At 62.5% G+C, this 22,029-nt stretch carries 22 protein-coding genes; 5 read left to right on the forward strand and 17 right to left on the reverse strand.

The genetic code is table 11. From position 1 onward, the window contains the following. Positions 1–2: 2 nt before the first annotated feature. The 3 genes from CSQ92_RS19510 to clpS form a co-directional block, all read right to left on the reverse strand. Complete coding sequence (locus CSQ92_RS19510; protein ID WP_257219287.1) at positions 3–3,356, reverse strand: S41 family peptidase; 3,354 nt, start codon at positions 3,354–3,356, stop codon at positions 3–5. 171 nt (positions 3,357–3,527) lie between these two features. Then, complete coding sequence (clpA, locus tag CSQ92_RS19515) at positions 3,528–5,828, reverse strand: ATP-dependent Clp protease ATP-binding subunit ClpA (RefSeq protein WP_034751575.1); 2,301 nt, start codon at positions 5,826–5,828, stop codon at positions 3,528–3,530. Beyond that, on the reverse strand, positions 5,825–6,127 hold the full coding sequence (clpS, locus tag CSQ92_RS19520) for an ATP-dependent Clp protease adapter ClpS (RefSeq protein WP_034751577.1): 303 nt from the start codon (positions 6,125–6,127) through the stop codon (positions 5,825–5,827). The genes clpA and clpS overlap by 4 nt, the downstream gene beginning before the upstream one ends. 321 nt (positions 6,128–6,448) lie before the next feature. On the opposite strand from clpS, the gene cspE reads away from it, so the two are divergent. Continuing rightward, the gene (gene cspE / locus CSQ92_RS19525; RefSeq protein ID WP_010395943.1) at positions 6,449–6,652 is read left to right on the forward strand and encodes a transcription antiterminator/RNA stability regulator CspE; all 204 of its coding nucleotides are present in this window, start codon (positions 6,449–6,451) and stop codon (positions 6,650–6,652) included. An 87-nt stretch (positions 6,653–6,739) separates the two neighbouring features. On the opposite strand, the gene icd is transcribed toward cspE, so the two are convergent. Further along, on the reverse strand, positions 6,740–7,993 hold the full coding sequence (gene icd / locus CSQ92_RS19530) for an NADP-dependent isocitrate dehydrogenase (protein WP_070282785.1): 1,254 nt from the start codon (positions 7,991–7,993) through the stop codon (positions 6,740–6,742). 290 nt (positions 7,994–8,283) lie between these two features. Here icd and CSQ92_RS19535 point away from each other — a divergent pair, with 290 nt between their 5' ends. The 3 genes from CSQ92_RS19535 (at position 8,284) to CSQ92_RS19545 (ending at position 9,849) form a co-directional block, all read left to right on the forward strand. After that, on the forward strand, positions 8,284–8,847 hold the full coding sequence (locus CSQ92_RS19535; protein WP_034782188.1) for a pseudouridine synthase: 564 nt from the start codon (positions 8,284–8,286) through the stop codon (positions 8,845–8,847). A gap of 110 nt (positions 8,848–8,957) precedes the next feature. Continuing rightward, positions 8,958–9,278, forward strand: coding sequence for a hypothetical protein (locus CSQ92_RS19540; protein ID WP_180277064.1), 321 nt, complete (start codon positions 8,958–8,960; stop codon positions 9,276–9,278). Between the two features lie 127 nt (positions 9,279–9,405). Then, positions 9,406–9,849 (forward strand): DUF192 domain-containing protein, encoded by a 444-nt coding sequence (locus tag CSQ92_RS19545; protein WP_099395134.1) that lies wholly within the window; start codon positions 9,406–9,408, stop codon positions 9,847–9,849. Here the strand turns inward: CSQ92_RS19545 and CSQ92_RS19550 are convergent. Further along, positions 9,846–10,028: a hypothetical protein gene (locus CSQ92_RS19550; RefSeq protein ID WP_099395135.1), complete on the reverse strand. Its 183-nt coding sequence runs from the start codon at positions 10,026–10,028 to the stop codon at positions 9,846–9,848. The two genes, CSQ92_RS19545 and CSQ92_RS19550, sit on opposite strands and share 4 nt — an antisense overlap. Positions 10,029–10,051: 23 nt before the next feature. Continuing rightward, the gene (rpsT, locus tag CSQ92_RS19555; RefSeq protein ID WP_010395935.1) at positions 10,052–10,318 is read right to left on the reverse strand and encodes a 30S ribosomal protein S20; all 267 of its coding nucleotides are present in this window, start codon (positions 10,316–10,318) and stop codon (positions 10,052–10,054) included. 308 nt (positions 10,319–10,626) lie between these two features. Here rpsT and murJ point away from each other — a divergent pair, with 308 nt between their 5' ends. After that, a complete protein-coding gene (murJ, locus tag CSQ92_RS19560) occupies positions 10,627–12,174 on the forward strand; it encodes a murein biosynthesis integral membrane protein MurJ (RefSeq protein ID WP_034782184.1) in 1,548 nt (515 codons plus the stop codon). A 179-nt stretch (positions 12,175–12,353) separates the two neighbouring features. Here murJ and CSQ92_RS29105 read toward each other — a convergent pair whose 3' ends face one another. From CSQ92_RS29105 to CSQ92_RS19615, 11 genes are all read right to left on the reverse strand, one after another. Next, positions 12,354–12,851: an FxDxF family PEP-CTERM protein gene (locus CSQ92_RS29105; protein WP_092611222.1), complete on the reverse strand. Its 498-nt coding sequence runs from the start codon at positions 12,849–12,851 to the stop codon at positions 12,354–12,356. 241 nt (positions 12,852–13,092) lie between these two features. Next, positions 13,093–13,743, reverse strand: a complete 651-nt coding sequence (locus CSQ92_RS19570; RefSeq protein WP_099395136.1) for a type II secretion system protein — start codon at positions 13,741–13,743, stop codon at positions 13,093–13,095. 5 nt (positions 13,744–13,748) lie between these two features. Then, a complete protein-coding gene (locus CSQ92_RS19575; protein ID WP_034782179.1) occupies positions 13,749–14,141 on the reverse strand; it encodes a type II secretion system protein in 393 nt (130 codons plus the stop codon). A gap of 3 nt (positions 14,142–14,144) precedes the next feature. Beyond that, positions 14,145–14,636 carry a type II secretion system protein gene (locus CSQ92_RS19580; RefSeq protein WP_099395137.1) on the reverse strand — a complete coding sequence of 164 codons (492 nt, stop codon included), beginning with the start codon at positions 14,634–14,636 and terminating at the stop codon, positions 14,145–14,147. Next, positions 14,633–16,657 carry a secretin N-terminal domain-containing protein gene (locus CSQ92_RS19585; RefSeq protein ID WP_099395138.1) on the reverse strand — a complete coding sequence of 675 codons (2,025 nt, stop codon included), beginning with the start codon at positions 16,655–16,657 and terminating at the stop codon, positions 14,633–14,635. Before CSQ92_RS19585 ends, CSQ92_RS19580 begins: the two co-directional genes overlap by 4 nt. Then, positions 16,657–17,178, reverse strand: coding sequence for a hypothetical protein (locus tag CSQ92_RS19590; RefSeq protein ID WP_070253562.1), 522 nt, complete (start codon positions 17,176–17,178; stop codon positions 16,657–16,659). Before CSQ92_RS19590 ends, CSQ92_RS19585 begins: the two co-directional genes overlap by 1 nt. Further along, on the reverse strand, positions 17,175–17,747 hold the full coding sequence (locus CSQ92_RS19595) for a hypothetical protein (protein ID WP_070282773.1): 573 nt from the start codon (positions 17,745–17,747) through the stop codon (positions 17,175–17,177). Before CSQ92_RS19595 ends, CSQ92_RS19590 begins: the two co-directional genes overlap by 4 nt. Continuing rightward, positions 17,744–18,292, reverse strand: coding sequence for a hypothetical protein (locus tag CSQ92_RS19600; RefSeq protein ID WP_099395139.1), 549 nt, complete (start codon positions 18,290–18,292; stop codon positions 17,744–17,746). The genes CSQ92_RS19595 and CSQ92_RS19600 overlap by 4 nt, the downstream gene beginning before the upstream one ends. Then, complete coding sequence (locus CSQ92_RS19605; protein ID WP_143450404.1) at positions 18,289–19,107, reverse strand: hypothetical protein; 819 nt, start codon at positions 19,105–19,107, stop codon at positions 18,289–18,291. Before CSQ92_RS19605 ends, CSQ92_RS19600 begins: the two co-directional genes overlap by 4 nt. Continuing rightward, on the reverse strand, positions 19,100–20,806 hold the full coding sequence (locus tag CSQ92_RS19610) for a GspE/PulE family protein (protein ID WP_180277065.1): 1,707 nt from the start codon (positions 20,804–20,806) through the stop codon (positions 19,100–19,102). The genes CSQ92_RS19605 and CSQ92_RS19610 overlap by 8 nt, the downstream gene beginning before the upstream one ends. Then, positions 20,803–22,008, reverse strand: a complete 1,206-nt coding sequence (locus tag CSQ92_RS19615) for a type II secretion system F family protein (RefSeq protein WP_099395141.1) — start codon at positions 22,006–22,008, stop codon at positions 20,803–20,805. The genes CSQ92_RS19610 and CSQ92_RS19615 overlap by 4 nt, the downstream gene beginning before the upstream one ends. Between the last annotated feature and the right edge of the window lie 21 nt (positions 22,009–22,029).

Raw genomic sequence — 22,029 nt, forward strand, 5'->3', positions numbered from 1 at the left:
GGCTATTTCAGCGCGGGGATCGGCTGCGCCTGGAATGCGGGGCGCGGCTGCTCCTTGAGCTTTTTCGCCAGCATGTCGAGCGCCACTTCCAGCTGGCGGTCGGCGCCATTGAAGGTGGCGTGCGGCGGGTTTTCCACCTCCACGTCCGGCACCACGCCCACGCCTTCGATCAGCCACTGGCCATCGATGCCGAACTGGCCGTTTTCCGCCACGCGCGCCATGCCGTTATCCGCCAGGCGCGTATTGTCGCTGAGCCAGACGCCGGCGCCGGCCGTGCGCTTGCCCACCAGTGGCGCCAGGCCCAGGGCCTTGACGCCGGCGGCAAAGGTCTCGCCATCGGAATACGTGAGTTCATCGACCAGCACCACCAGGTGGCCGCGGAAGGTGTTCTGCATGTTCGACGATGGCTGCACGCCCGGCGGCGCCCAGTAGGCCCAGGCCTTGCGCAGCAGTTTTTCAATGATCCAGCTGTCGATATTGCCGCCGTTGTTGCGCCGCACGTCGATGATCAGACCTTCGCGGTTGATATTGGCGTAAAAATCGCGCGCGAACGAGGCGATGTCATTCGGGCCCATGGCGCGCAGGTGCAGGTAGCCGATGCGCCCCTGCGAAGCGGCCGCCACCTGCTCGGCGCGGCTCAATTCCCAGTCGCCATAGCGCAGCGCCGTCTGTTTCGCCATGTTGACGGGCGTGACGATGACGGCGCGCGGCGCGCCCTTGCCATTCCCCCGTTTGACCTGCAACAAGACCTGCTTGTCGGCCTGGTTCAGCAGCAGGTCGCTGATATCGCGCGCGGCCAGCACGTCCTTGCCGTTGACGGCCGTGATCACGTCGCCCGCCTTCACATCCACGTCGGGGCGCGACAGCGGCGCGCGCGCCGAGGGCAATTCCGCTTCGCTGCGGTAGACATGCTCGACCCGATAACCGTCGTTTGTCCGCGCCAGCACGGCGCCCAGGCCCGCAGGCGTGCCTTCCTGCTCCGTGCGGCGCAATTCGCCGGGACGGATCTGCGAATGCAGCGCGCCCACTTCGGCCACCATCATGCCGAGTAGATCATTGAGTTCGGCGCGGTCCGTGACCCGCTCGACCAGCGGCGCATATTTGTCGCGCGCCGCCTTCCAGTTCACGCCGCGCATCTTCGCGTCGTACAGGAAGTCGCGGTGCAAGCGCCAGGCATCGTTGAACATCTGCTTCCATTCCAGGCGCGGATTCGACACAAACGTCCAGTCGTCAACCTTGACCTTGGCTTTCGACAGGTCGGACGGCAGCTTGGCGCCCGCCTCGATCACCAGCATCTCGCCCGGTCCCGTAGCTGCCGCCGTGCGGTAGTACAAATGCTTTTTATCCTGCGCCAGGTCGAATTCACGCACGTTGGCCACCAGCAGTTCCGGCTTGGAACCGGTATTGCCAATCGCCAAAGTCTTCAGGCTGGACTTGTTCTCGCCGCTGTCCCGTTCGAGGAAATACAGGCGCTTGTCATCGGCGGCCAGCGCGCTGTAATTGCCCGCCGCCAGCGGCACTTCATACAGGCGCTCGGCCAGGCCCTGGCTGACGATGGCCGGCAAGGCGGCCGGCGCCTTTTTCACGGCCCCCTTGCCGCCAGCCTTTTCCAACGCCTTTTCCGCCGCCAGTTCGGCCGCCTTCTCATCGTCCGTCTCGGCCGGCTTGACGCCAGGGCGACTCAGTTCATCGTCGGGCTGGAACGGGAAACGGTTGCCCGGCTGCAGCGCCAGCGCATATACGCCGATACGCTTGTCGAACACGGGGCCCATGTTGCGGTCGCCCCACGGCGAACCATTGGCCAGCTGGAAATTGCGCGCCGACATGAAGTACAACCATCGCCCGTCGGGCGAGAACACGGGGGAACCGGAGGTATAGCGGTCGCTGGTGACGAACTGCAGCTGTTTCGACGCGAGGTTGTACAGGCCGATCTGCTCGCGCTGCTCATTGCTGGCCACGCGCACGATGGCCAGGTTGCGGCTGTCGGGCGACCATTGCACTTCGTCGTGCTTGTCCACGCCCGCCTTGCCCGCGTCGTCGATCAGCTGGTTGCCCCTGGTCGCCAGGTCCAGCAGCCAGAAACGACCCTTCTTGTCCGTGTGGGCCAGCCAGCGCCCGTCCGGCGACGGGTACAGTTTCCAGCGGTGGTTATCTCCCTGCGTCGTCAGCTGCTCGCCCTTGCCCGAGCCATCGGCGGCGTACTTCCAGATTTCATTCTCTCCGCTCGTGTCGACGATGGCGAAGACGGATTTTTCGTCGCTGGAAAAGACGGCGTCGCGCGCCCGCGCCCCTTCGGGAATGGCGATATCGACGCGGCGCATGCTGCCCGTACCGGCGATGCTGACGCGTCCGCGAGCCGTCAGGATGATGCGCTCATCCTTGCCGGACAGCTGCACATTGCTCAAGGTGTCCAGCGGCGAGCGGATCTGGCGCGCGCGCTGCTGGTCGAAGTCGGATACGAGGCTGATCGGCAATGGCGATGAGTCCGTCCCTGCCGCCAGGTCCAGCACCTGCAGGTCCGCGCCCAATTGATACACAATCTTGCCATCGCCCAAGGAAGCATTACGCACGTCCCATTGCTTGTGCGTCGTCAATGCGCGGCGGTCGGAACCGTCCGGCAGCATGCTCCACAGATTGTCGCTGCCGCCCGCGTCGCTAATATAGTAAACGCGGCCTTGCCACCACATGGGACGCTTGTTGTTGCCAGCCAATACAGCAGGTTCCGCATGCATGCGCACGGCCTCGCCCTTGCCGCCCAGCTCATAGCGCCACAGGGTGGCATGCGCGCCACCCCGGTAATTGCGCACATTGTCGTTGGTCATGGCCAGGCCGAAACGCGTGAAGAACAGCGTCTTGCCTGCATCGTCGAGCACGGCGTCGTTGGCATCGGCCACGGGAAACACGCGGCGCGTCTGTTTCACGGGGTCGATGGCGGCGACGATGCGGCGCGAAGCGGGACCATCCGTGTTTTGCGTGCTGACCAGCACCTCGCCCTGCGCCGTCCAGCCCAGGACCAGCACGCCGCCGTTGTCATACGAAATACGCCGCGGCAAGCCGCCTGCCAGCGGCATCACATACGCTTCCTGCGCCCCTTCATAGGCGGCGGAAAAGGCAATCCATTGGCCATCGTGCGAAATCGCCGCGTTCGTTTCATAGCCGGGATGCGTGGTCAGGCGCTGCGCGGCGCCACCGCGCACGCTGCTTTTCCACAAGTCGCCTTCGGCGGTAAACACCACGGTATCGCCGCGCACGGCAGGAAAGCGGAAATAGCTGCTGGCAGGAGAAGAGGCAGCGGTGGCGTTGCCCAGCAGGCCGGCGGACAACAGGAGCAAGCTAAGATTGCGGGAAATTTTCATATGAGCATCCAGATAGCGGTCAGGTGGCATGGACATCATGTCGATACCGGACAGCAATTCTGGCATAACTATGACCAAAGAAAACCTTCTTAAAACCTTCTTTATTGCCCACAAAAACGTAAAAAAACCCGCGCCACTTGCGTGGGCGGGTTTTTATTGACAGCAGGAAGCTTATTCCACTTCCACCGTTTCCGGTGCTGCCGTCGGCGCCGCGTCTGGCGGTTCCGGGAATTCCAGCAAGACCTGGTCCTTGTCGTCGAGGTCGACGGTGACCCGTCCGCCCGTCACCAGGCGGCCGAACAGCAGTTCGTCGGCCAGGGCCTTGCGGATCATGTCCTGGATCAAACGCGCCATCGGACGCGCGCCCATGAGCGGATCGAAACCTTTCTTGCCGAGGAAGGCACGCAGCTTCTCGGTAAACACGGCTTCGACCTTTTTCTCGTGCAACTGCTCTTCCAGCTGCATCAGGAACTTGTCGACCACGCGCAGGATGATTTCCTGATCCAGCGCGCGGAAGCTGATGGTCGCGTCGATACGGTTGCGGAACTCCGGCGTGAACATGCGCTTGATGTCGGCCATCTCGTCGCCAGCCTGCTTCGAATTCGTGAAGCCGATCGACGTCTTTTGCAAGCTTTCCGCGCCCGCATTCGTCGTCATGATGATGATCACGTTGCGGAAATCGGCTTTGCGGCCATTGTTGTCCGTCAAAGTACCGTGATCCATCACTTGCAGCAGGATATTGAAAATGTCCGGATGGGCTTTTTCAATTTCATCGAGCAGCAAGACCGCATGCGGCTTCTTGGTGATCGCTTCCGTCAGCAAGCCGCCCTGGTCGAAACCAACATAGCCCGGTGGCGCGCCGATCAAACGGCTGACGGCGTGGCGTTCCATGTATTCCGACATGTCGAAACGGATCAGCTCGATACCGAGGATGAAGGCCAGCTGTTTCGCCACCTCGGTCTTGCCCACGCCCGTCGGACCGGAGAACAGGAAGGAACCGATCGGCTTGTCTGTCTTGCCCAGGCCGGCACGAGCCATCTTGATGGCCGACGCCAGCGCGTCGATGGCGGGATCTTGCCCGAACACGACATTGCGCAGGTCGCGGTCGATCGTCTGCAGCTTGCTGCGGTCGTCCTGGTTGACCGTTTGCGGCGGAATGCGCGCGATCTTGGCGATGATGTCCTCGATCTCGGCCTTGCCGATGGTTTTCTTCTGTTTCGACTTCGGCAGGATGCGCTGTGCCGCGCCCGCTTCATCAATGACGTCGATCGCCTTGTCGGGCAGATGGCGGTCGTTGATGAAGCGCGCCGCCAGTTCGGCCGCCGTCGACAGGGCCGAGGCCGAGTATTTCACGCCATGGTGCTCTTCGAAGCGCGATTTCAAACCGCGCAGGATCTGCACGGTTTGCTCGACGGTCGGCTCGTTGACGTCCACTTTCTGGAAACGGCGGGAGAGCGCATGGTCTTTCTCGAACACGCCGCGGAATTCCGTGTACGTGGTCGCGCCGATGCACTTCAATTGACCGTTGGCCAGTGCCGGTTTCAGCAGGTTGGACGCGTCCAGCGTGCCGCCCGACGCCGAACCCGCACCGATGATGGTGTGGATTTCGTCGATGAACAGGATGCCGTTCGGATTGTCCTTCAATTGCTTGAGCACGGCTTTCAGGCGCTGTTCGAAGTCACCGCGGTATTTGGTACCAGCCAGCAAGGCGCCCATGTCCAGCGAATACACGACGGCATTCTGCAGGATTTCCGGCACATCGCTTTGCGTGATGCGGTAAGCGAGGCCTTCGGCGATGGCCGTCTTGCCCACGCCCGCCTCGCCGACCAGCAGCGGATTGTTCTTGCGGCGGCGGCACAGGATCTGGATCACGCGGTCGACCTCTTCCTCGCGCCCGATCAGCGGGTCGATCTTGCCTTCGGCAGCGGCCTTGTTCAGGTTTTGCGTGAACTGGTCGAGCGGGCTTTCCTTCGGCTGGCCATCGACAGGCGCTTCTTCCACCCCTTCGGAGGCTTTCGCGCTTTCCGTCGACTGGTCCTTGCGCACGCCGTGCGAAATGAAATTGACCACGTCCAGGCGCGTCACGCCCTGCTGGTGCAGGTAGTAGACCGCATGCGAATCCTTTTCGCCGAAGATGGCCACCAGCACATTGGCGCCCGTGACTTCCTTCTTGCCATTCGAGGCGGACTGGACATGCATGATGGCGCGCTGGATCACGCGCTGGAAACCAAGCGTCGGCTGTGTGTCGACTTCGCCCGTGCCAGGCACGGTCGGCGTGTTATCGCCGATGAAATTGGTGAGGGTCTTGCGCAGGTCTTCTATATTGACCGCGCAGGCACGCAACACCTCGGCAGCGGAGGGATTGTCCAGCAGTGCCAGCAGTAAATGCTCAACCGTGATGAATTCGTGCCGTGCCTGCCGAGCTTCGACAAACGCCATGTGCAAACTTACTTCTAATTCCTGCGCAATCATACTTCCTCCATCACGCACTGCAGGGGATGCCCCGCCTTGCGCGCATGCGTTAAAACGAACTCCACTTTGGTACACGCTATATCTTTAGAGAACACGCCGCACACTCCTTTGCCGTAGCGATGAACACTGAGCATGATTTGCGTCGCCGTTTCACGGTCCTTGTTGAAATACTCCTGAATGATGGCCACCACAAATTCCATCGGGGTGTAGTCGTCATTGAGCAAGGCTACCTGGTAGAGCGGTGGCGGCTTCAGCACTTGCCGCTCCAGCAGGGTTTCTGTGTCGTGCTTGGTTGCCATACGCTTATTCTAATGCTTTCACAGTGGTTGTCATGCGCAATATCTACGCCTTTCCAATTGTTTTCAATCTTACGCGTTTTCTTAATACTGCGCAGATGGCGACCTTGCCGTCAAAATCAAGAGTTGCTTTTTTGGTTGTCGTGAAGAATTTGGCAATATCGATGGAAAAGCGCTTGACTTCATTATTTATTCCGCCAACAATGCTGTATCGACTGTTGCAGTAATGTACAGCTTGATAAGAAGTGAGACGTCGAGGAGGGGGCAAGAAGCTTCTTGCTTTTATGGCTCGTGTGATTTGTTTTAATTTTGAAAGTTCTTTTTATGGCAACAGGTACAGTTAAGTGGTTCAATGATTCCAAAGGTTTTGGCTTCATCACTCCAGATGATGGCGGCGAAGATTTGTTTGCTCATTTCTCCGCAATCAACATGAACGGTTTCAAGACCCTCAAAGAAGGTCAAAAAGTTCAATTCGAAGTCACGCAAGGCCCTAAAGGCAAGCAAGCTTCCAACATCCAAGCAGCCTAAGCATCGCCGGCCCTCAGATGTGAAAAACCCCGTCTCCTGACGGGGTTTTTTTTCGTCCGCAGGGTGTGCTGCACCCTGCCCCTCCAGTTACATGTGCTCGATCATCACTTCGCCGAAGCCGGAGCACGACACTTGCGTGGCGCCTTCCATCAGGCGGGCAAAGTCATAGGTGACGCGTTTCGAAGCGATCGATTTTTGCATCGAAGAAATCACCAGGTCGGCCGCTTCCAGCCAGCCCATGTGGCGCAGCATCATTTCCGCCGACAAAATCAACGAACCGGGGTTCACGTAATCCTTGCCCGCATACTTGGGCGCCGTGCCGTGCGTCGCTTCGAACATGGCGACGGAATCGGACAGGTTGGCGCCCGGCGCGATGCCGATGCCGCCCACTTGCGCCGCCAGCGCGTCGGAAATGTAGTCGCCGTTCAAATTCAGGGTGGCGATGACGCTGTATTCGGCCGGACGCAGCAAGATCTGTTGCAGGAACGCGTCAGCGATGGAATCCTTGACGATGATGTCGCGACCCGTCTTCGGATTCTTGAACTTGCACCATGGGCCGCCATCGATCAGCTCGGCACCGAATTCCTTTTGCGCCAGCGCATACGCCCAGTCGCGGAAGCCGCCTTCCGTGTACTTCATGATGTTGCCTTTATGCACAATCGTCACGGATGGCTTGTCATTGTCGATCGCATACTGAATGGCCTTGCGCACCAGGCGCTGCGTGCCTTCGATGGACACGGGCTTGATGCCCAGGCCCGACGTGGCCGGGAAGCGGATTTTCGTCACGCCCATTTCATTGACGAGGAAATCCATCAATTTCTTGGCCTCGGGGGAGCCTTGCTGGTATTCGATGCCGGCGTAGATATCTTCCGAGTTTTCGCGGAAAATCACCATGTCCGTCTTTTCCGGCTCTTTCACGGGCGATGGCACGCCCGTGAAGTAGCGCACGGGGCGCAGGCAGACGTACAGATCGAGCTGCTGGCGCAGGGCCACGTTCAGCGAGCGGATGCCGCCGCCGACGGGCGTGGTCAGCGGGCCCTTGATGGAAACCACGTAATCTTTCAGCACGGCCAAAGTTTCTTCCGGCAGCCACACATCGGGGCCGTACACATTCGTCGATTTTTCGCCCGCATAGATTTCCATCCAGCTGATCTTGCGCGCGCCGCCATAGGCCTTGGCCACGGCGGCATCGATCACCTTGATCATGACCGGGCTGATATCGATGCCCGTGCCATCGCCTTCAATGAAGGGAACGATGGGATTATCTGGTACATTCAGCGAAAAATCGGCGTTGACGGTGATTTTTTGGCCGTCAGCAGGTACAGTGATATGTTGATACATCGTGATCTCCGAAGTGGGACACACCGCTGGCGGGCAATGCAGGCCGGCGACGCGCTCTGCGGTTGCAGAGTTTACAAAAACAAGTGCGAACATGGCGGCAACAACGCACTTTAGCAGGGAAAGAACACCCGGGCCATCTGCGGCGCCAAAGAATCTCATTGCCATACCGTCCATGTCTTCTATAAGACATAAGACTAACATCCACATTATGCACCAGTATCCTACAGGGCGCCACGCTTTTGCGGCGCCAACCAGCAGCCACCATCGCTTACATCAATTCTTCTACCAGCATGCCACTCATCCTCTTCAATAAACCATTCCAGGTCCTGTGCCAGTTCTCTCCGCAGGATGGCCGAGCCACCCTGGCCGACCATCTGAGCATCCCCGGCATCTACCCGGCCGGCCGGCTCGACGCCGACAGCGAAGGCTTGCTGCTACTGACGGACGACGGCCGCCTGCAGCACGAAATCAGCCACCCGGACCGCAAGGAAGCGAAAACCTACCTGGTGCAGGTCGATGGCGTGCCCGATGCGGCCAGCCTGGCGCGCCTGCAGGCACCGCTGGACCTGGGCGACTTCATCACCAAGCCATGCAAGGCCGTGCGCATCGCCGAGCCGGACTGGCTGTGGCCGCGCAATCCGCCCATCCGCGCACGCGCCGACAAGCCGACCTCATGGCTGGCAATCACCTTGAAAGAAGGAAAAAACCGGCAAGTGCGGCGCATGACGGCTGCCGTCGGCCTGCCCACCCTGCGCCTGGTGCGCAGCGCCATCGGCCCATTCTCGCTGGCCAGCCATCCCTTGCTGCCCGGAGAATGGTGCGAGGTGCCGGCCGAGAACATTGGGAAAACGTGAGCCGGACAAGAAAAAACGCCTTCCGTACCGAATTTTGCCAATAAGCACTATTTATTTTTAGATAATGCATTAAAATCATCTGACCTCAACATGACCGAAAAGGAAAGATGATGACAAAAGTAATACTGGCCCTGGCCGCTTCCCTGCTTGCCGGCGCCGCACTGGCGCAATCGGGCGCCCAGGTGCATGCTTCCGCCGCGACCGATGCCGTCAAGCCGCCGCCCGCATCGGCTGCCAGCCATGCCTCGGCCGCCACCGACGCCACCAAGCCGGTGCCGCCGGCATCGGCCACCGTCAACGCTTCGGCCGCGACGGATGCGGCGCGCTCAGGTGCATCGACCAAGGCCTCGGCCGCAACGGATGCGCCGCGCCTGATTCCCCAGGCGCGCAAGACCAAACAGCCGGCCGCTGAAGGCAAGCCCGTGAAATAAACGCGGTTCCCGGGGTTACGGCAGCATGTTGCTGTAACCCCACGCTTTCGGCGCGGCCCGGCAGCACGCTTGACCAGGCGGCCACCAGCATGGCTTAATCGCCGCTTCGCAGCCACCGTCCCGCCCCATGAAAAATTCCCTACGCCGTCTCCGCCTGTCGATCGCCCTGCTGGCGTGCGCCAGCATTGCTCAAGCGCAGACAAAGAGCTTGCAACTGTCGGCTGGCATGCATTTGATCCAGGCAGAAGTGGCCGCCACGGAAGAGCAGCGCGAACAGGGTTTGATGTACCGTGAAAAGATGCCGGCCAATGCGGGCATGCTGTTCGTCTTTGGCAACCCATCGACCCAATGCATGTGGATGAAGAACACGCCGCTGCCCCTGTCCGTGGCCTTTATCGATGCCGGCGGCAAGATCGTCAATATCGAAGACATGCAGCCGCACACGCTCGACAGCCATTGCTCCACCAGGACCGTGCCCGTGCGCTATGCGCTGGAAATGCACCTGGGCTGGTTCAAGCAAAAGAATATCAAGCCGGGCATGAACATCGGCAACTTGCCGGCGGCACGCTAGGCCGGCGCGGCCGCGGCCTGCCGCTGGCGGGCGCGGCCGCAAAAAAGGTGAAAAAAACGCGAAAAAACGCGAAAAAACGCGAAAAAACGCGAAAAAACGCGAAAAAACCCGCCAGAATGAATCTGCGGGTTTTTGCTTTTCAACCAGTGCCAGCGTACCGGCACAGACAAGGCCACCATGGTGGCTTGCCTGCTGGCGAATATTAAGCGGACAGTGCTTTCAAAGCAGCTGCCAGACGGCTCTTATGGCGAGCTGCCTTGTTTTTGTGGATGATCTTCTTGTCAGCGATACGGTCGATGGTCGACACGGATGCTTGGAAGATTGCAGCAGCAGCTGCCTTGTCGCCGCCCTGGATCGCTTTGCGAGCAGCTTTGATAGCCGTGCGCAAGGTCGAACGTTGGGACGAATTGTGTGCGTTTTGCTTAACTGCTTGACGAGCGCGTTTGCGCGCTTGTGCGGTATTTGCCATGGAATTTCCTAAAACAGGGTCAAAGTGCGTTTGCAAACATTAGTGTTTGCCAACCGGTGCGTTCTGTGCGTCTGCCGAACCATGTGTGCCAAACCAGTGCCTGTCAAACATTAGTGTCTGCGTAACAGAATTCTGTACAGCCTTCGATTATAGCGATATTTTCAAGCGGGGGCAAATCAAAAAACCGGGTATCGCGGTAAAAACACCTGAAAATGGGCCTGGCAAGGGCGAATCGGCGGCGCTTGTTACTCGCTTGTTACCATATTTTAACCGTTTGCCAGTACCGCGCCCGGCTATAATCTGGCCCCATGAACTTGCTTAAAACCCTCGCCGCCATTTCCAGCATGACCATGCTGTCCCGTGTAACCGGATTATTGCGCGAAAGCCTGTTCGCGCGCGCCTTTGGCGCCGGCGCCTACACGGACGCCTTCATTGTTGCCTTCCGCATCCCCAACCTGTTGCGCCGCCTGTTTGCCGAGGGCGCCTTCTCGCAAGCCTTCGTGCCGATCTTGTCTGAATATAAGAACCAACATGGCCAGGAAGCCAGCAAGCAACTGGCCGACCATGTGGCCACCACCCTCGTCTGGGCCACCCTGCTGGTGTCCGCCATCGGCATCGTCGGCGCGCCGTGGTTCGTCTACGCCATCGCCACCGGCCTGTCCAAGGACCCGGGCGCTTTTGACGCGGCCGTGTGGATGACGCGCTTGATGTTCCCTTATATTACTTGCATGTCCTTCGTGGCCCTGGCCGGCGGCATTCTGAATACCTGGCGCGAATTCAAGATTCCCGCGTTCACGCCGGTGCTGCTGAATCTGTCGTTCATCGCCGCCTCGCTGTTCCTCGCGCCCCATCTGGAGCAGCCGATCTACGCCATGGCCATTGCCGTGTTCGCCGGCGGCCTGCTGCAGGTGGCCATCCAGATCCCTGCGCTGATCAAGATCGGCATGCTGCCGCGCCTCTCGATCAACCCCGCCATCGGCCTGTCCGACGGCGGCGTGCGCCGCGTGCTGAAAAAGATGGGACCAGCCGTGTTTGCCGTCTCGGCAGCGCAGATCAGCCTGATGATCAACACCAGCATTGCATCGCGCCTGGCCGAGGGCAGCATTTCCTGGCTATCCTATGCGGACCGCCTGATGGAGTTTCCCACCGCCATGCTGGGCGTGGCCCTGGGCACCATCTTGCTGCCCAGCCTGTCGAAGGCGAATGTGGATGGCGACAAGACGGAATACTCGGCCCTGCTGGACTGGGGCTTGCGCCTGACTTTCCTGCTGGCCCTGCCCGCCGCCGTCGGCATGGCGACCCTGGCCACGCCGCTGATCGCCACCCTCTTCCACTACGGCAAGTTCACGGCCGAATCCGTGACCATGTCGACGCAGCCGCTGGTGGCCTACAGCCTGGGCCTGATCGGCATCATCCTCGTGAAAACCCTGGCGCCTGCCTTCTATGCGCGCCAGGACATCCGCACGCCCGTGAAAATCGCCATCGGCGTGCTGATCGCCACGCAACTGATGAATCTGCTGTTCGTGCCCTACATCGCCGTGGCCGGCCTGGCCCTGTCGATCGGCCTGGGTGCCTGCCTGAACGCCAGTTTCCTGTACTGGGGCTTGCGCAAGCGCGGCATCTACCAGCCGAAGCCGGGCTGGGCCAAGTTCTTCCTGCGCCTGCTGCCGGCACTCATCGTGATGGGCGGCGTGGCGTATGTTGGCGCCATGCGCATCGACTGGATCGCCATGCAAGCCCATCCGCTGCTGCGGGCCGGCGCGCTGGCCCTGGTGGTGGCCGTGTGCGGCGTGGCGTACTTTGCCACCCTCTTTTTAGTTGGCTTCCGCTTCCGCGACTTCAAGCGCCACGCGTGACAAGCTGTGCAGGACGTTGTTGCCGGCGTCTCGCCATACTAGCGTACTGTCTTCGACTTGGCGCCTGGTCCTGCGCAGCTTGTCCGGATTGTGCAGGACGTGGTTGCGGCGTCTCGCCATACTGACGAAAGACGAAAAAAAACCCGCCGAAGCGGGTTTTTTTTCATTGCAGCGAAAGCTTAGGCAGCTTTCTTGGCGCGGCGGCGTGCCACGGCGCCGACCAGTGCCAGGCCGCCCAGCAGCATGCCATAGGTTTCTGGTTCTGGTACTGGCAGGGCCGAAACCGTGCCTACGTACTGAACATTTTTCACCAGCGTCAGGCCTGTGACTTGCACCGTGTACGTGCCTGCAGCCAATTGACCGGCCCAGCTCAGATTCTGGATGCCGTTGGCCGTGCTCTTGTCCAGGCTGCCATAGCCGACCAGGCTGGCGGCGAAATCCTTGATCGCGCCGTTAGCAACGGAGAACGTTTGCAATGCACCGAACGAGGTCGACGATGGGGCCAGCAACTGGAAAGTCCACGAATCATTGATTTCCGAATTGATGGCGAACTTGGTCGTGAAAGCCGACAGGGTGTCCGAACCGGTTGGGTCCAGGATGCCCAAGTCGTAGGTTGCTGCCGACGCGCTGAACGATGCTGCTGCCAGAATGCCTGCAGCGATAAATTTCAATTTCATAGTTTATCCCTTAAAAAGTAATTTATGGCTGCAATGCGCAGGCCACCAATAGTTTTAGTACCGGAAGTACTAGACAGGATGGTAGCATAATCACATCAAATTACTTATAAATATTTTATCGAAGTTTCATCCAGGATAACTATTTTCGAAATGAACTATTTGCCACTATCTATGAATTTCTATGGAAAAATAGTTACCGGGGCATACATCTAATTTTTCCCATGTTTAACAGTGAAAACGCCTATTCGGCAGGGTTTTCAACGGGAGTTTGCGGTTCAGGCGGCTCAACTGGCTCTGGTGGCGCCTGTTCTTGCGATGGAGTAACAGGGCGGGAAAACAACGGTGGCGCCGGCAAGGCGGGCATGATGCCGGCCTCATCACCCGCCGGAACAGTTGCCGGTCCCGCAGGCGGCACGGATGACAGCCGTGCATCGACCATGAAGTGCCACTCCGAGAAATGCGCCCTGCCTTCGAAGCCCGCAAACCGGGCCTCGAAATTGCCAACCTTTAATGGCGCCGCCTGCGACAGGCTGTGTACGCCGATGATGCCCTGGCTGCCGGGCTGGTACAGCAAGCCCCACTCGGCGCGTCCCGTGATGGGGTCCACATACAGCTTGCGCAAATGGCGGCGTAGTTGCGGAAAGCGGGGGTCGCGCAGCAAGGCCGCCAAGGTCGGAGGTTGCTGCGGCTGGCCGGCCGGCGTGGCGGCCGCATAGCTGTAGAGGGCATCTGAAAACTGCGCGCCGATGTCGAGCAACTCCTGCTCGGTCGCTTGGCGCTGCAGCAAGGAACCCATCTTCAATCCGGCCGCCCCCACGAGGCCCAGGATAGCCACCAGGATGATCAGGCCCAGGTAGGTAAAACCACGCTGGCGGCGCGCAGGACGGTGCATGGCCGCTACCAGTCGGCAAACGGCGTGCCGCTGCGGTCCTTGCCGGGCGCGCCGCTTTTCACGTCATACACCTGGCCTGGCGTGTCGTCGGGCGGCGGCACGATGAGCCAGCTGCTGTCGCTATCGGTGATAGGATCGATGGGCATGGCCCGCAAATATTTCTTTTCCACTAGCTGCTCCAGCGTATCGGGATAGCGCCCCGTATCGCCGTGGAACTGGTCGATGGTCGCGCGCAGGTTGCGCAAGTTGTCCGCCAACACGGTTTCCTTCGCCTTGTCCAGGCTGGGAAAGTAGCGGGGCACGGCCAAGGTCAGCAGCAGCGCCACGATGCCGAGCACCACCAGCAATTCGATCAGGGTAAAGCCGCGCCTGCGGTGTGGGATATTTTCAGCAGCCATGGTTCACCATATACGGTAAGGCACGTTGTTCAAGCCCGTTTTGCCGGACGTACAATACACATCGTAGACATCGTCGCCCTCGCGTGGTTCGGCCGCTTCGCTGGCGTAGCTGCGCTTGCCCCACGTTTGCGCATCGCTCAGGCCAGCGTCCGCGTTGAACGGGTCGCGCGGCACGCGGCGCAGGAAAAACAGCTTGCTGCGCTTCGGGTTGCGCTGGTCAGGCACGCCCTCGACCAGCAGTTCCAAGCTTTTCGGATAGCCGCTGGCGTCTGGCGCGCGCAGGATACGGCCCTCGTCGCCGGCCCGTTTATAGGCATCGAGCCCCTGGCGGATCTCGCGCAGCGCGCGCCGCAATTCCTGCTCCTGGCGCCGCTGCACCGTTACCTGCGTGACGGGGATCACCAGGGTGGCCAGCACGCCCAGGATGGCCAGGGTCACCAGCAGCTCGATCAGGGTGAAGCCGCCCTGCCTACCCTGCGCATGCGCCAGTCTCATTTGACGGGCGGCGGCGGCACCACCGGCACCGGCTGGCTCGATGACAGCGGCAAGGGCGCCGCCTGCAACGGCACGGGCTGGCCCGACGATATCGGCAAGGGCGAGGCGGCCGGCTCGGGCGACGGCGCCACTTCCGGCGCCGGAACGCTCTGCGGCAAGGCCGATGGCACCTGGCCGGGCACCATCAGCGGCTGCGCCGGCGCCGGCTGCATGCCGACGGCCGACGGGCCGGAACGCACGATCACCGTGCCCGGCATCTGCGTGGGCGCCTTGGCCGCCATGTCGGGCCGGCGGCGGAAGCTGCCTTCCGTGCCGGCCGAGAATTCCGATTCCTTCGCTTCCGGACGCTGCACCGTGCGCACGAGGTGCGGCGTGATCGACAGCACGATTTCCGTCTTCTGGCTGTCGTCCTTGCTGCTACCGAACAGGCGCCCCAGCACGGGTATGTCGCCCAGGCCAGGCACCTTGTTGCCCGAACTGCGCTCTTCATTGTTGATCAGGCCCGCCAGCACCTGGTTTTCGCCATCCTTCAGTTGCAGCATGGTCGACGCCTGGCGCGTGCCGATCTGGTACAGGGTCGAGCCGCTGCGGGTGGTGGTGGCCGCGCCCAGGTTGCTCACTTCGAGCGAGATGCGGATACCCACTTCATTGTTCAAATAAATGGTCGGCTCGGCATTCACCGTCAAGCCCACGTCCAGGTAACTGATGGACTCGGAAGCGAAGCCGCCCGTGCCTGGCGAAATGGTGGTGGTCACCACGGGCACCCTGTCGCCGATGACGAACTTCGCCTTTTCCCGGTTGCGCACGCGGATGCGCGGATTGGCCAGGATATTCGCGTCGCCGTCCGTCTTCTTGGCGTTCGCCGTCACGGACAGGTCGCTCACGCCGATGGTGCGCTGGTTCAGGTTATTCAAGTCATTGATGGTCAGGCCCGCGCCGCCCGAAGTGGAGAGCGGCGTCAGGGTCAGGCTCGATGGCCAGACCACGCCCAGTTCCATCAGGCGGCTGCGCTTGACTTCGAGGATTTCCAGTTCCAGCACGACCTCGGCCTCCGGCACGTCCTGCAGCGCGATCAGGCGCTCGGCCAGGCGGATCGCCTCCGGCGTGTCGCGCACGATGACGAGGTTGAGTTTTTCATCGGCCACCACGTCGCGCGTCTTCAAGATGGTCTTGAGGGTGTTGGCCACCTGCTTGGCGTCCGCATTCGCCAGGAAGAAGGTTTTCACCAGCACTTCCTGGTACTCCTTCAATTTTGCCGCCACATTCGGGTAGATCAAGATCGTGTTTGCATCCATCACCTGCTGTTCCAGCTGGTTCGTCACCAGCAGGAAGTAGACGGCCGACTCCACCGTGCTGTTTTTCAGGAAGATCGAGGTTTTCGCATCCGCCTTGACGTCCTTGTCGAAGACGAAATTGAGGCCGGAACGGCGCGCGATCAGCTCGAACACCTGTTTTAATGGCGCTTCGCGAAACTCGATCGTGATCGGCTGCTTGTACGATTTGGCCAGGCCCGATTCGACGACGGGCGGCGCCGTTTTGTCATCGACCTCGCGCAGCAGCGCGCGCGCGCCGGCGTGATTCGGCTGCTCCGTGAGGATGGCATTCAGGCGCTGGCGCGCCGGGTCGTAGCGCTTGGCCTCGATATCCTTTTGCGCCTCGGCCAGCAGCTTGCCATGGCGCTGCTCGCGTTCGAGCGCGCGCAAGCCGCTGTTGGCACGCTCGTTCTGCGCATCGATTTCCAGCACGCCCATGAACGAGGCGCGCGCCAGCTCGCCCTGCCCTGCCTGCGCCTGGCGCTCGGCCTGCTGCAAGCGGCTGCCAGTCGCCCGTTCGCGCGCCTGCAGATAGGCGCTGCGGTATTGCGCATTGCCGGGGTCCTGCTGCAGCGCCTCCTGCAGTTTTTGCAGGCCGGCCGGGATTTGATCTTGCGCAATCAGCTCGCGCCCGTCGCGGTAGGCTTGCTGCCCTGCGCAGCCGGACAGCAGCAAGAGCAGCAGCGCCGATGAAAAGGAACGAGACATCACTCGGAAACTCCAATGTTGAGCTGCTGAACCTGGTTCAACGGCAGATAAGTGAGCGTCATGACGGGCGGCGCAATCGTCACGACCTTGTAGGCGCCATCGATGACGGTGTTGGCGCGCACGATATACGTCTTGTCGGCGCGCGACAAAAACACTTCCCAGGCGCCATCGGCGGCCGCCTTGCCCAGGTAGACGAAGGGCAGCGGCGGCGCCATCGGCGGTGGCGGCGGCGGTGGCGCGACGGCTACCATTTTCGGCGGCGGCGGATTCCAGTTCTGGCTCTGGAAGACAGCGCCGGCGCCGGCAAAGGTATCGCCATCCTCGCCCGCCACTTCGCTGCGCGGCAGCAGGGCCAGGATGGCCGGCTGCGCGGCTGGCGGCTTGGCGGCCGCATGGCGCGCGGGCGCGACGGCCCGCTCCACCGCTTCGGCCACCTCGGCCACGGGCTGGCGCTCGCCGAACAGCAGCAAGGCGCCCGCGCCCAGCACGCCGGCCAGCATGAGCCAATGGCGCGGGGTCATGGCGCCTCTCCCGCATCGCCAGGCGTATCGGTCAGATAAAAGGTCAGGCGCAAGCGCGCTTCGAGTTCCGTATCGGCGATCTGCTCGCGGCGAAAACTCAGTTCGTCGAGCGAGGCGAAGGGGACGGCGCGCAGCGCTTGCAGCGCGAACTGCCACACGGCCGCATAACTGCCCTTCAGCGGCAAGGTCACCTGATAGCTGGCAACCCTGCTGGCCTTGTCGTAGCCGCTCTTGTATTCGCCCTGCGCCAGCAGCAAGCCGTTTTTCGCGGCCAGGTCGAACAGCTGCTTGACTTGCTGCTCCGCGTGGCGCTGCTGTCCCAGGGCGGCATAAAAGCGCGCCAGGTTCTCGCTGGATGTCGCCGGCGGCGCCGCGATGACTGCGGCCAGCGATGGCTGCGGCAAGGGCCGCGCTTCCAGTTGCGCCGCCACGGCGCGCTGCTGCCAGGCCCACGCCCAGGCGGTCAAGCCCAGCGCGAGCAGGGCCACGGCCAGGCAGGCAGGCGCGCCCAGGCGGCGCAGCAGCAGTTGCACGCGCAGGCGCACGCTATTGATGTCGATGGCCATCATGGCGTGCCCCAGCGCGCTTCGAGCTGGAAGCGCAAGGGTTTGTTCGGATCGAGCGCGTTGATTTCATGGCGCAGCAGCTGCACGCGGGTGCCGAACAGCTCCTGCTGCTTCAGTTGCGCCACATACGCGACCATGGCGTCGCTACTGGTCGTCTCGGCCGTGATCTTCAGCACGCGCTTGCGCGCATCCGGTTCCAGCGCCAGCAGCGCGATGGCGGGTGGCGTGGCGCTGGCCAGCGCATCCTGCACGTCGCGCCACGGCAGATTCAGTTGCAGGATGGCCGCATTCACGGCCGCCGCCTGCGCCGGCGCGATGGGTGTTTGCGGTGCAGCCACCGGTCCCTGCGTGGCGGCCATGACGCGCTGCTGCGCCAGCCGCCAATGTGCCTCGCTTGCCTGCTGCCGCTGCAGCGCGGCGCTGCCGCTGTACGCCGCCGTGGCGATCAGCGCCGCACCCACGGCGCCGATGCACCACGCCCACGCGGGCACGCGGTGCAGGCTGCGGCGCCAGCTGGGCGGCGCGAAATCGATATCGAGGCGCGTCATGCCACGCCCCCGCTGCGGGCCAGCCGGGCGGCCGGCGACAAGGCGCCGTCGCCGTCCGGCGTGGAAAAAATCTGGCAGTGGAACGCTTTCGCCTGTGTCAGCCATGCGGGCGGCGGCGCGCCGCACAGCTGCAGCAGCGCCGGCGCGGGCACGCCTTGCAGCAGCGCCTCGCGCGCCAAGGTCTGCGCCAGCCAGCCATGGCCGGCGTCTGCGGGCACGGGCAGCGCGCGCACGGCGCGCAGGCGGCCATCGTGCCGCACGCCCAGGGTCAGGACGTTTTCCTGCAGCTGGCCAAACCAGGCGCCCGGCTTCAACGCGCCGTGCCAGCGGTTCCAGTGGCGCGCGAATTGCGGTGCGATAAAAATCAGGGCCAGCTTGCGTGCGTCGGCCACGCGCGTCAGCTGCGCCAGCAGCGCACGGGGCACGGCGCAAAAGAACGGCGCGCGCGCATCCCAGGCGCTGCTGCTGTGCCACAGGCCGGGCGCATCGCCATACAGCGACTGGAAGCGCAGCGCGGCGGCAGCCTCGATATCGGCCAGGCGCGCGGCGCCTTGCGGCATGTCCACTTGCCACAGGCGCGCCAATCCATCGTCGAGCACCACGGACAGGGGCCAGCCGGCGTATTGGCTGGCTGGCAGAATCTGTTCCAACGCCTGGCCCAGGGCGGCAAAGTCGCCATGCAGCGTGCCGTCCGGCACATATGCGGCTTCGCCCAGCAATATCCATGCAGGGGCGCGCCAGCGGCTGCTGCGCCACAGGCTCACCTTGCCCGCCGCCACGCCCAGGCGCAAACCTTGTCCAAAACCTCTACGCATGCAGGGTGACCCTCTTGATTTCCGTGATGGTGGTGGCGCCCCGCTTGACCAGTTCCAGCGCCGCCAGGCGCAGGCTGCGCGTGCCGTTCGCATACGCGGCCGCCTTGATCTGCCGGATCGGTTTCTTGTCGACGATCAGTTCGCGGATTTCATCGGTCAGCACGAGGATTTCGGCAATCGAGCGGCGCCCCTTGTAGCCCGTGCCGCGGCAGTCGCCGCAGCCCTTGCCCTGCTTGAATTGATACTGCGCCACGTCGGCTCGCGCCAGGCCCACGCTGGCCAGCTCACCATCGTCGGGCGTGTAGTCGGTGGCGCAATGGGGGCAGTTGGTGCGGATCAGCCGTTGCGCCCAGATGCCGTTCAGGGCCGAGACGAACGCATACGGATCGATGCCCATGTGGGTAAACCGGCCGAACACGTCGAAGACGTTATTCGCATGCACGGTGGTGAGCACCAGGTGGCCCGTGAGGGCCGACTGCACGGCGATTTCCGCCGTTTCGCGGTCGCGGATCTCGCCCACCATGATCTTGTCGGGGTCGTGGCGCAGGATGGAGCGCAAGCCCTTGGCAAACGTCAGCCCCTTCTTTTCATTCACGGGTATCTGCAGAATGCCGGGCAGCTGGTATTCGACGGGGTCTTCGATGGTGATGATCTTTTCGCGCCCGTTGTGGATTTCCGTCAGCGCCGCATACAGGGTCGTCGTCTTGCCGGAGCCGGTCGGTCCCGTCACGAGCAGCATGCCGTAGGCTTCCTGCGCCAGCGCGCGCAACGCTTCCAGCGATGACGCGTCAAAGCCCAGCGCTTCCAGGGTCAGGGCCCCATACGCCTCGATCATGGCGCGCTTGTCGAGGATACGGATGACCGCATCCTCGCCATGGATGCTGGGCATGATGGAGACGCGCAGATCGATTTCGCGTCCGCCCGATTCGACGCGGAAGCTGCCGTCCTGCGGCACGCGGCGCTCGGCGATATCGAGTTCGGCCAGCACTTTCAGGCGCGAGATGATGTGCTCGGCCACTTCGATGCCGTTGACGGACGTGGCGTGATCGAGCACGCCGTCGACGCGGTACTTGACGGCCAGGCCGCCGGCCGTGCTTTCCAGGTGGATGTCGGAAGCGCCCGCCTTCAGCGCGTCATATAAGGTCGAGTTGACCAGCTTGACGGCGGGACTGGCCGCTTCCGACACGCTGGCGAACGACAGCACGGCCGCCGTCTTGCCGTCGCGCCGCGCATCCGTGGCGGCGCCGGGCAGCAGGCTGTCGACGGCGCGCGCCGATTCTTCCTGCTTCGACAGATAGGCGCCGATGTCGGCCTGCAGCGCCAGACGCACGTGCAAGGCGCCCTGCCCGGCGCGCGCACTCAGCCAGGTTTGCAGGTCGAGATCGAACGGGTCGGCAATCACGCCCACCAGCTGGCCGTCGGCGGCGCGCAGCAGCACGCTGTGGCGCGCCAGCGCCTGCGACAGGGGCAGCACATCGAAGGCGGGAGAAAACGCCAGCATGTCGGCCGTTTCCAGCACGTCCAGGCCGAACGGGCGCGCCAGTTCGCGCACCACGGCGCGCGCCTCGATGCCGCTCAGTTCCTGCAATTCCTCGACCAGGCTGCGCTTCGATTGGCGGCTCAGGACGCGGGCGCGCTGCAGCAGGGCGGCGTCGATGGCGACGCTGGCCAGGGTGGATTCGGCAGCGGTCTGCATCATGAAATATCGCCGGCAAGGTCAAAGATGGGCATATACAGCAGGATCACGATGGCGCCCACGACCAGACCGATGCCAGCCATCAGCAAGGGTTCGAAAGTACGCGTAAAGCGGTCGATCCAGCGGCTGATTTCACCGTCGTAGAAGGCGGCCGACTGCGTCAGCATGGGCCCCATGTCGCCCGTGCGCTCGCCCACACGCAGCATGCGCAGGGAAATCGGCGTCGTCAATTGATGCTGCTCGAAGGCGGACGACAGGGGCTGGCCCGCCTCGATGGCGCCGCGCGCGCCCTGCAAGGATGCCTGCATGCCCGGCGAGACCATCGCTTGCACGGTGGAAATCGCCTGCACGATGGTGATACCGCCCTCGGCCAGCATGCCAAGGGTCAGGTACAGGCGCGACAGTTCATAGATGCGCACGCGCTCGCCGATGCCAGGCAGTTTCGCCAGCAGGCGCGCCACGCCGCCATGGCGCAGCACGCGCCGCACGGCCATGAACACCGCGCTGCCGGCGATCGCCAGCCCAAGCAGCAACAGCACGCCATGCTGCGTGACGAACTGGCCCCAGCTGAGCATGACTTGCGACATCCACGGCAGGTTGCGCCCTGCGCCCTGGTAGACCTCGGCGAAGCGGGGCACCACATAGCTGATCAGGAAGGCGCTGACGCCGCCGCCCACGGCCAGCAAGATGGTGGGATAGATGGCGGCGCTGACGATCTTGCCACGCACCGTATCGATGCGCTGCTGGTAGTCGATATAGCGCGACAGCGCGCGCGGCAAGTCGCTCGTGCCCTCGGCCGCCTTGACGATGCCGATATACAAAGGGGGGAACAGTTCCGCCTGCTCTGCCAGCACGGCGGAAAAGCGCTTGCCTTCGCGCAAGCCTTCCAGCAGGCGCGTGAGCACGCTGCGCGTGGCCGGCGACGCTTCCTTTTCCAGCAAGGCTTCCAGCGCCTCGACGATGCCCAGGCCCGCTTGCAGCAGCGCCAGCAATTCCTGGCTGAACAGCAGCAGTGGCAAGGCCCGCGCCCGCTGGCGCCCGGCCGCGCTGAACGGCGTGGCCCGCAACGGGCGGATGGCGCTGACAAACAGGCCGCGCGCTTCGGCCTGGCGGCGTGCGTCGGCTTCGTCGCGGCCGTCGATCACGCACGTATGCAAGGTTGCTACGGCCTGGTCCGTGGAAAGCGCGCGTACTTCGAACTGCATGATGGCTTGTCCGTAGGAAAA

Origin of the sequence: Janthinobacterium sp. BJB446 (assembly GCF_002735655.1) — a bacterium.
In the GTDB taxonomy this organism is placed as follows: Bacteria; Pseudomonadota; Gammaproteobacteria; order Burkholderiales; family Burkholderiaceae_D; genus Janthinobacterium; species Janthinobacterium lividum.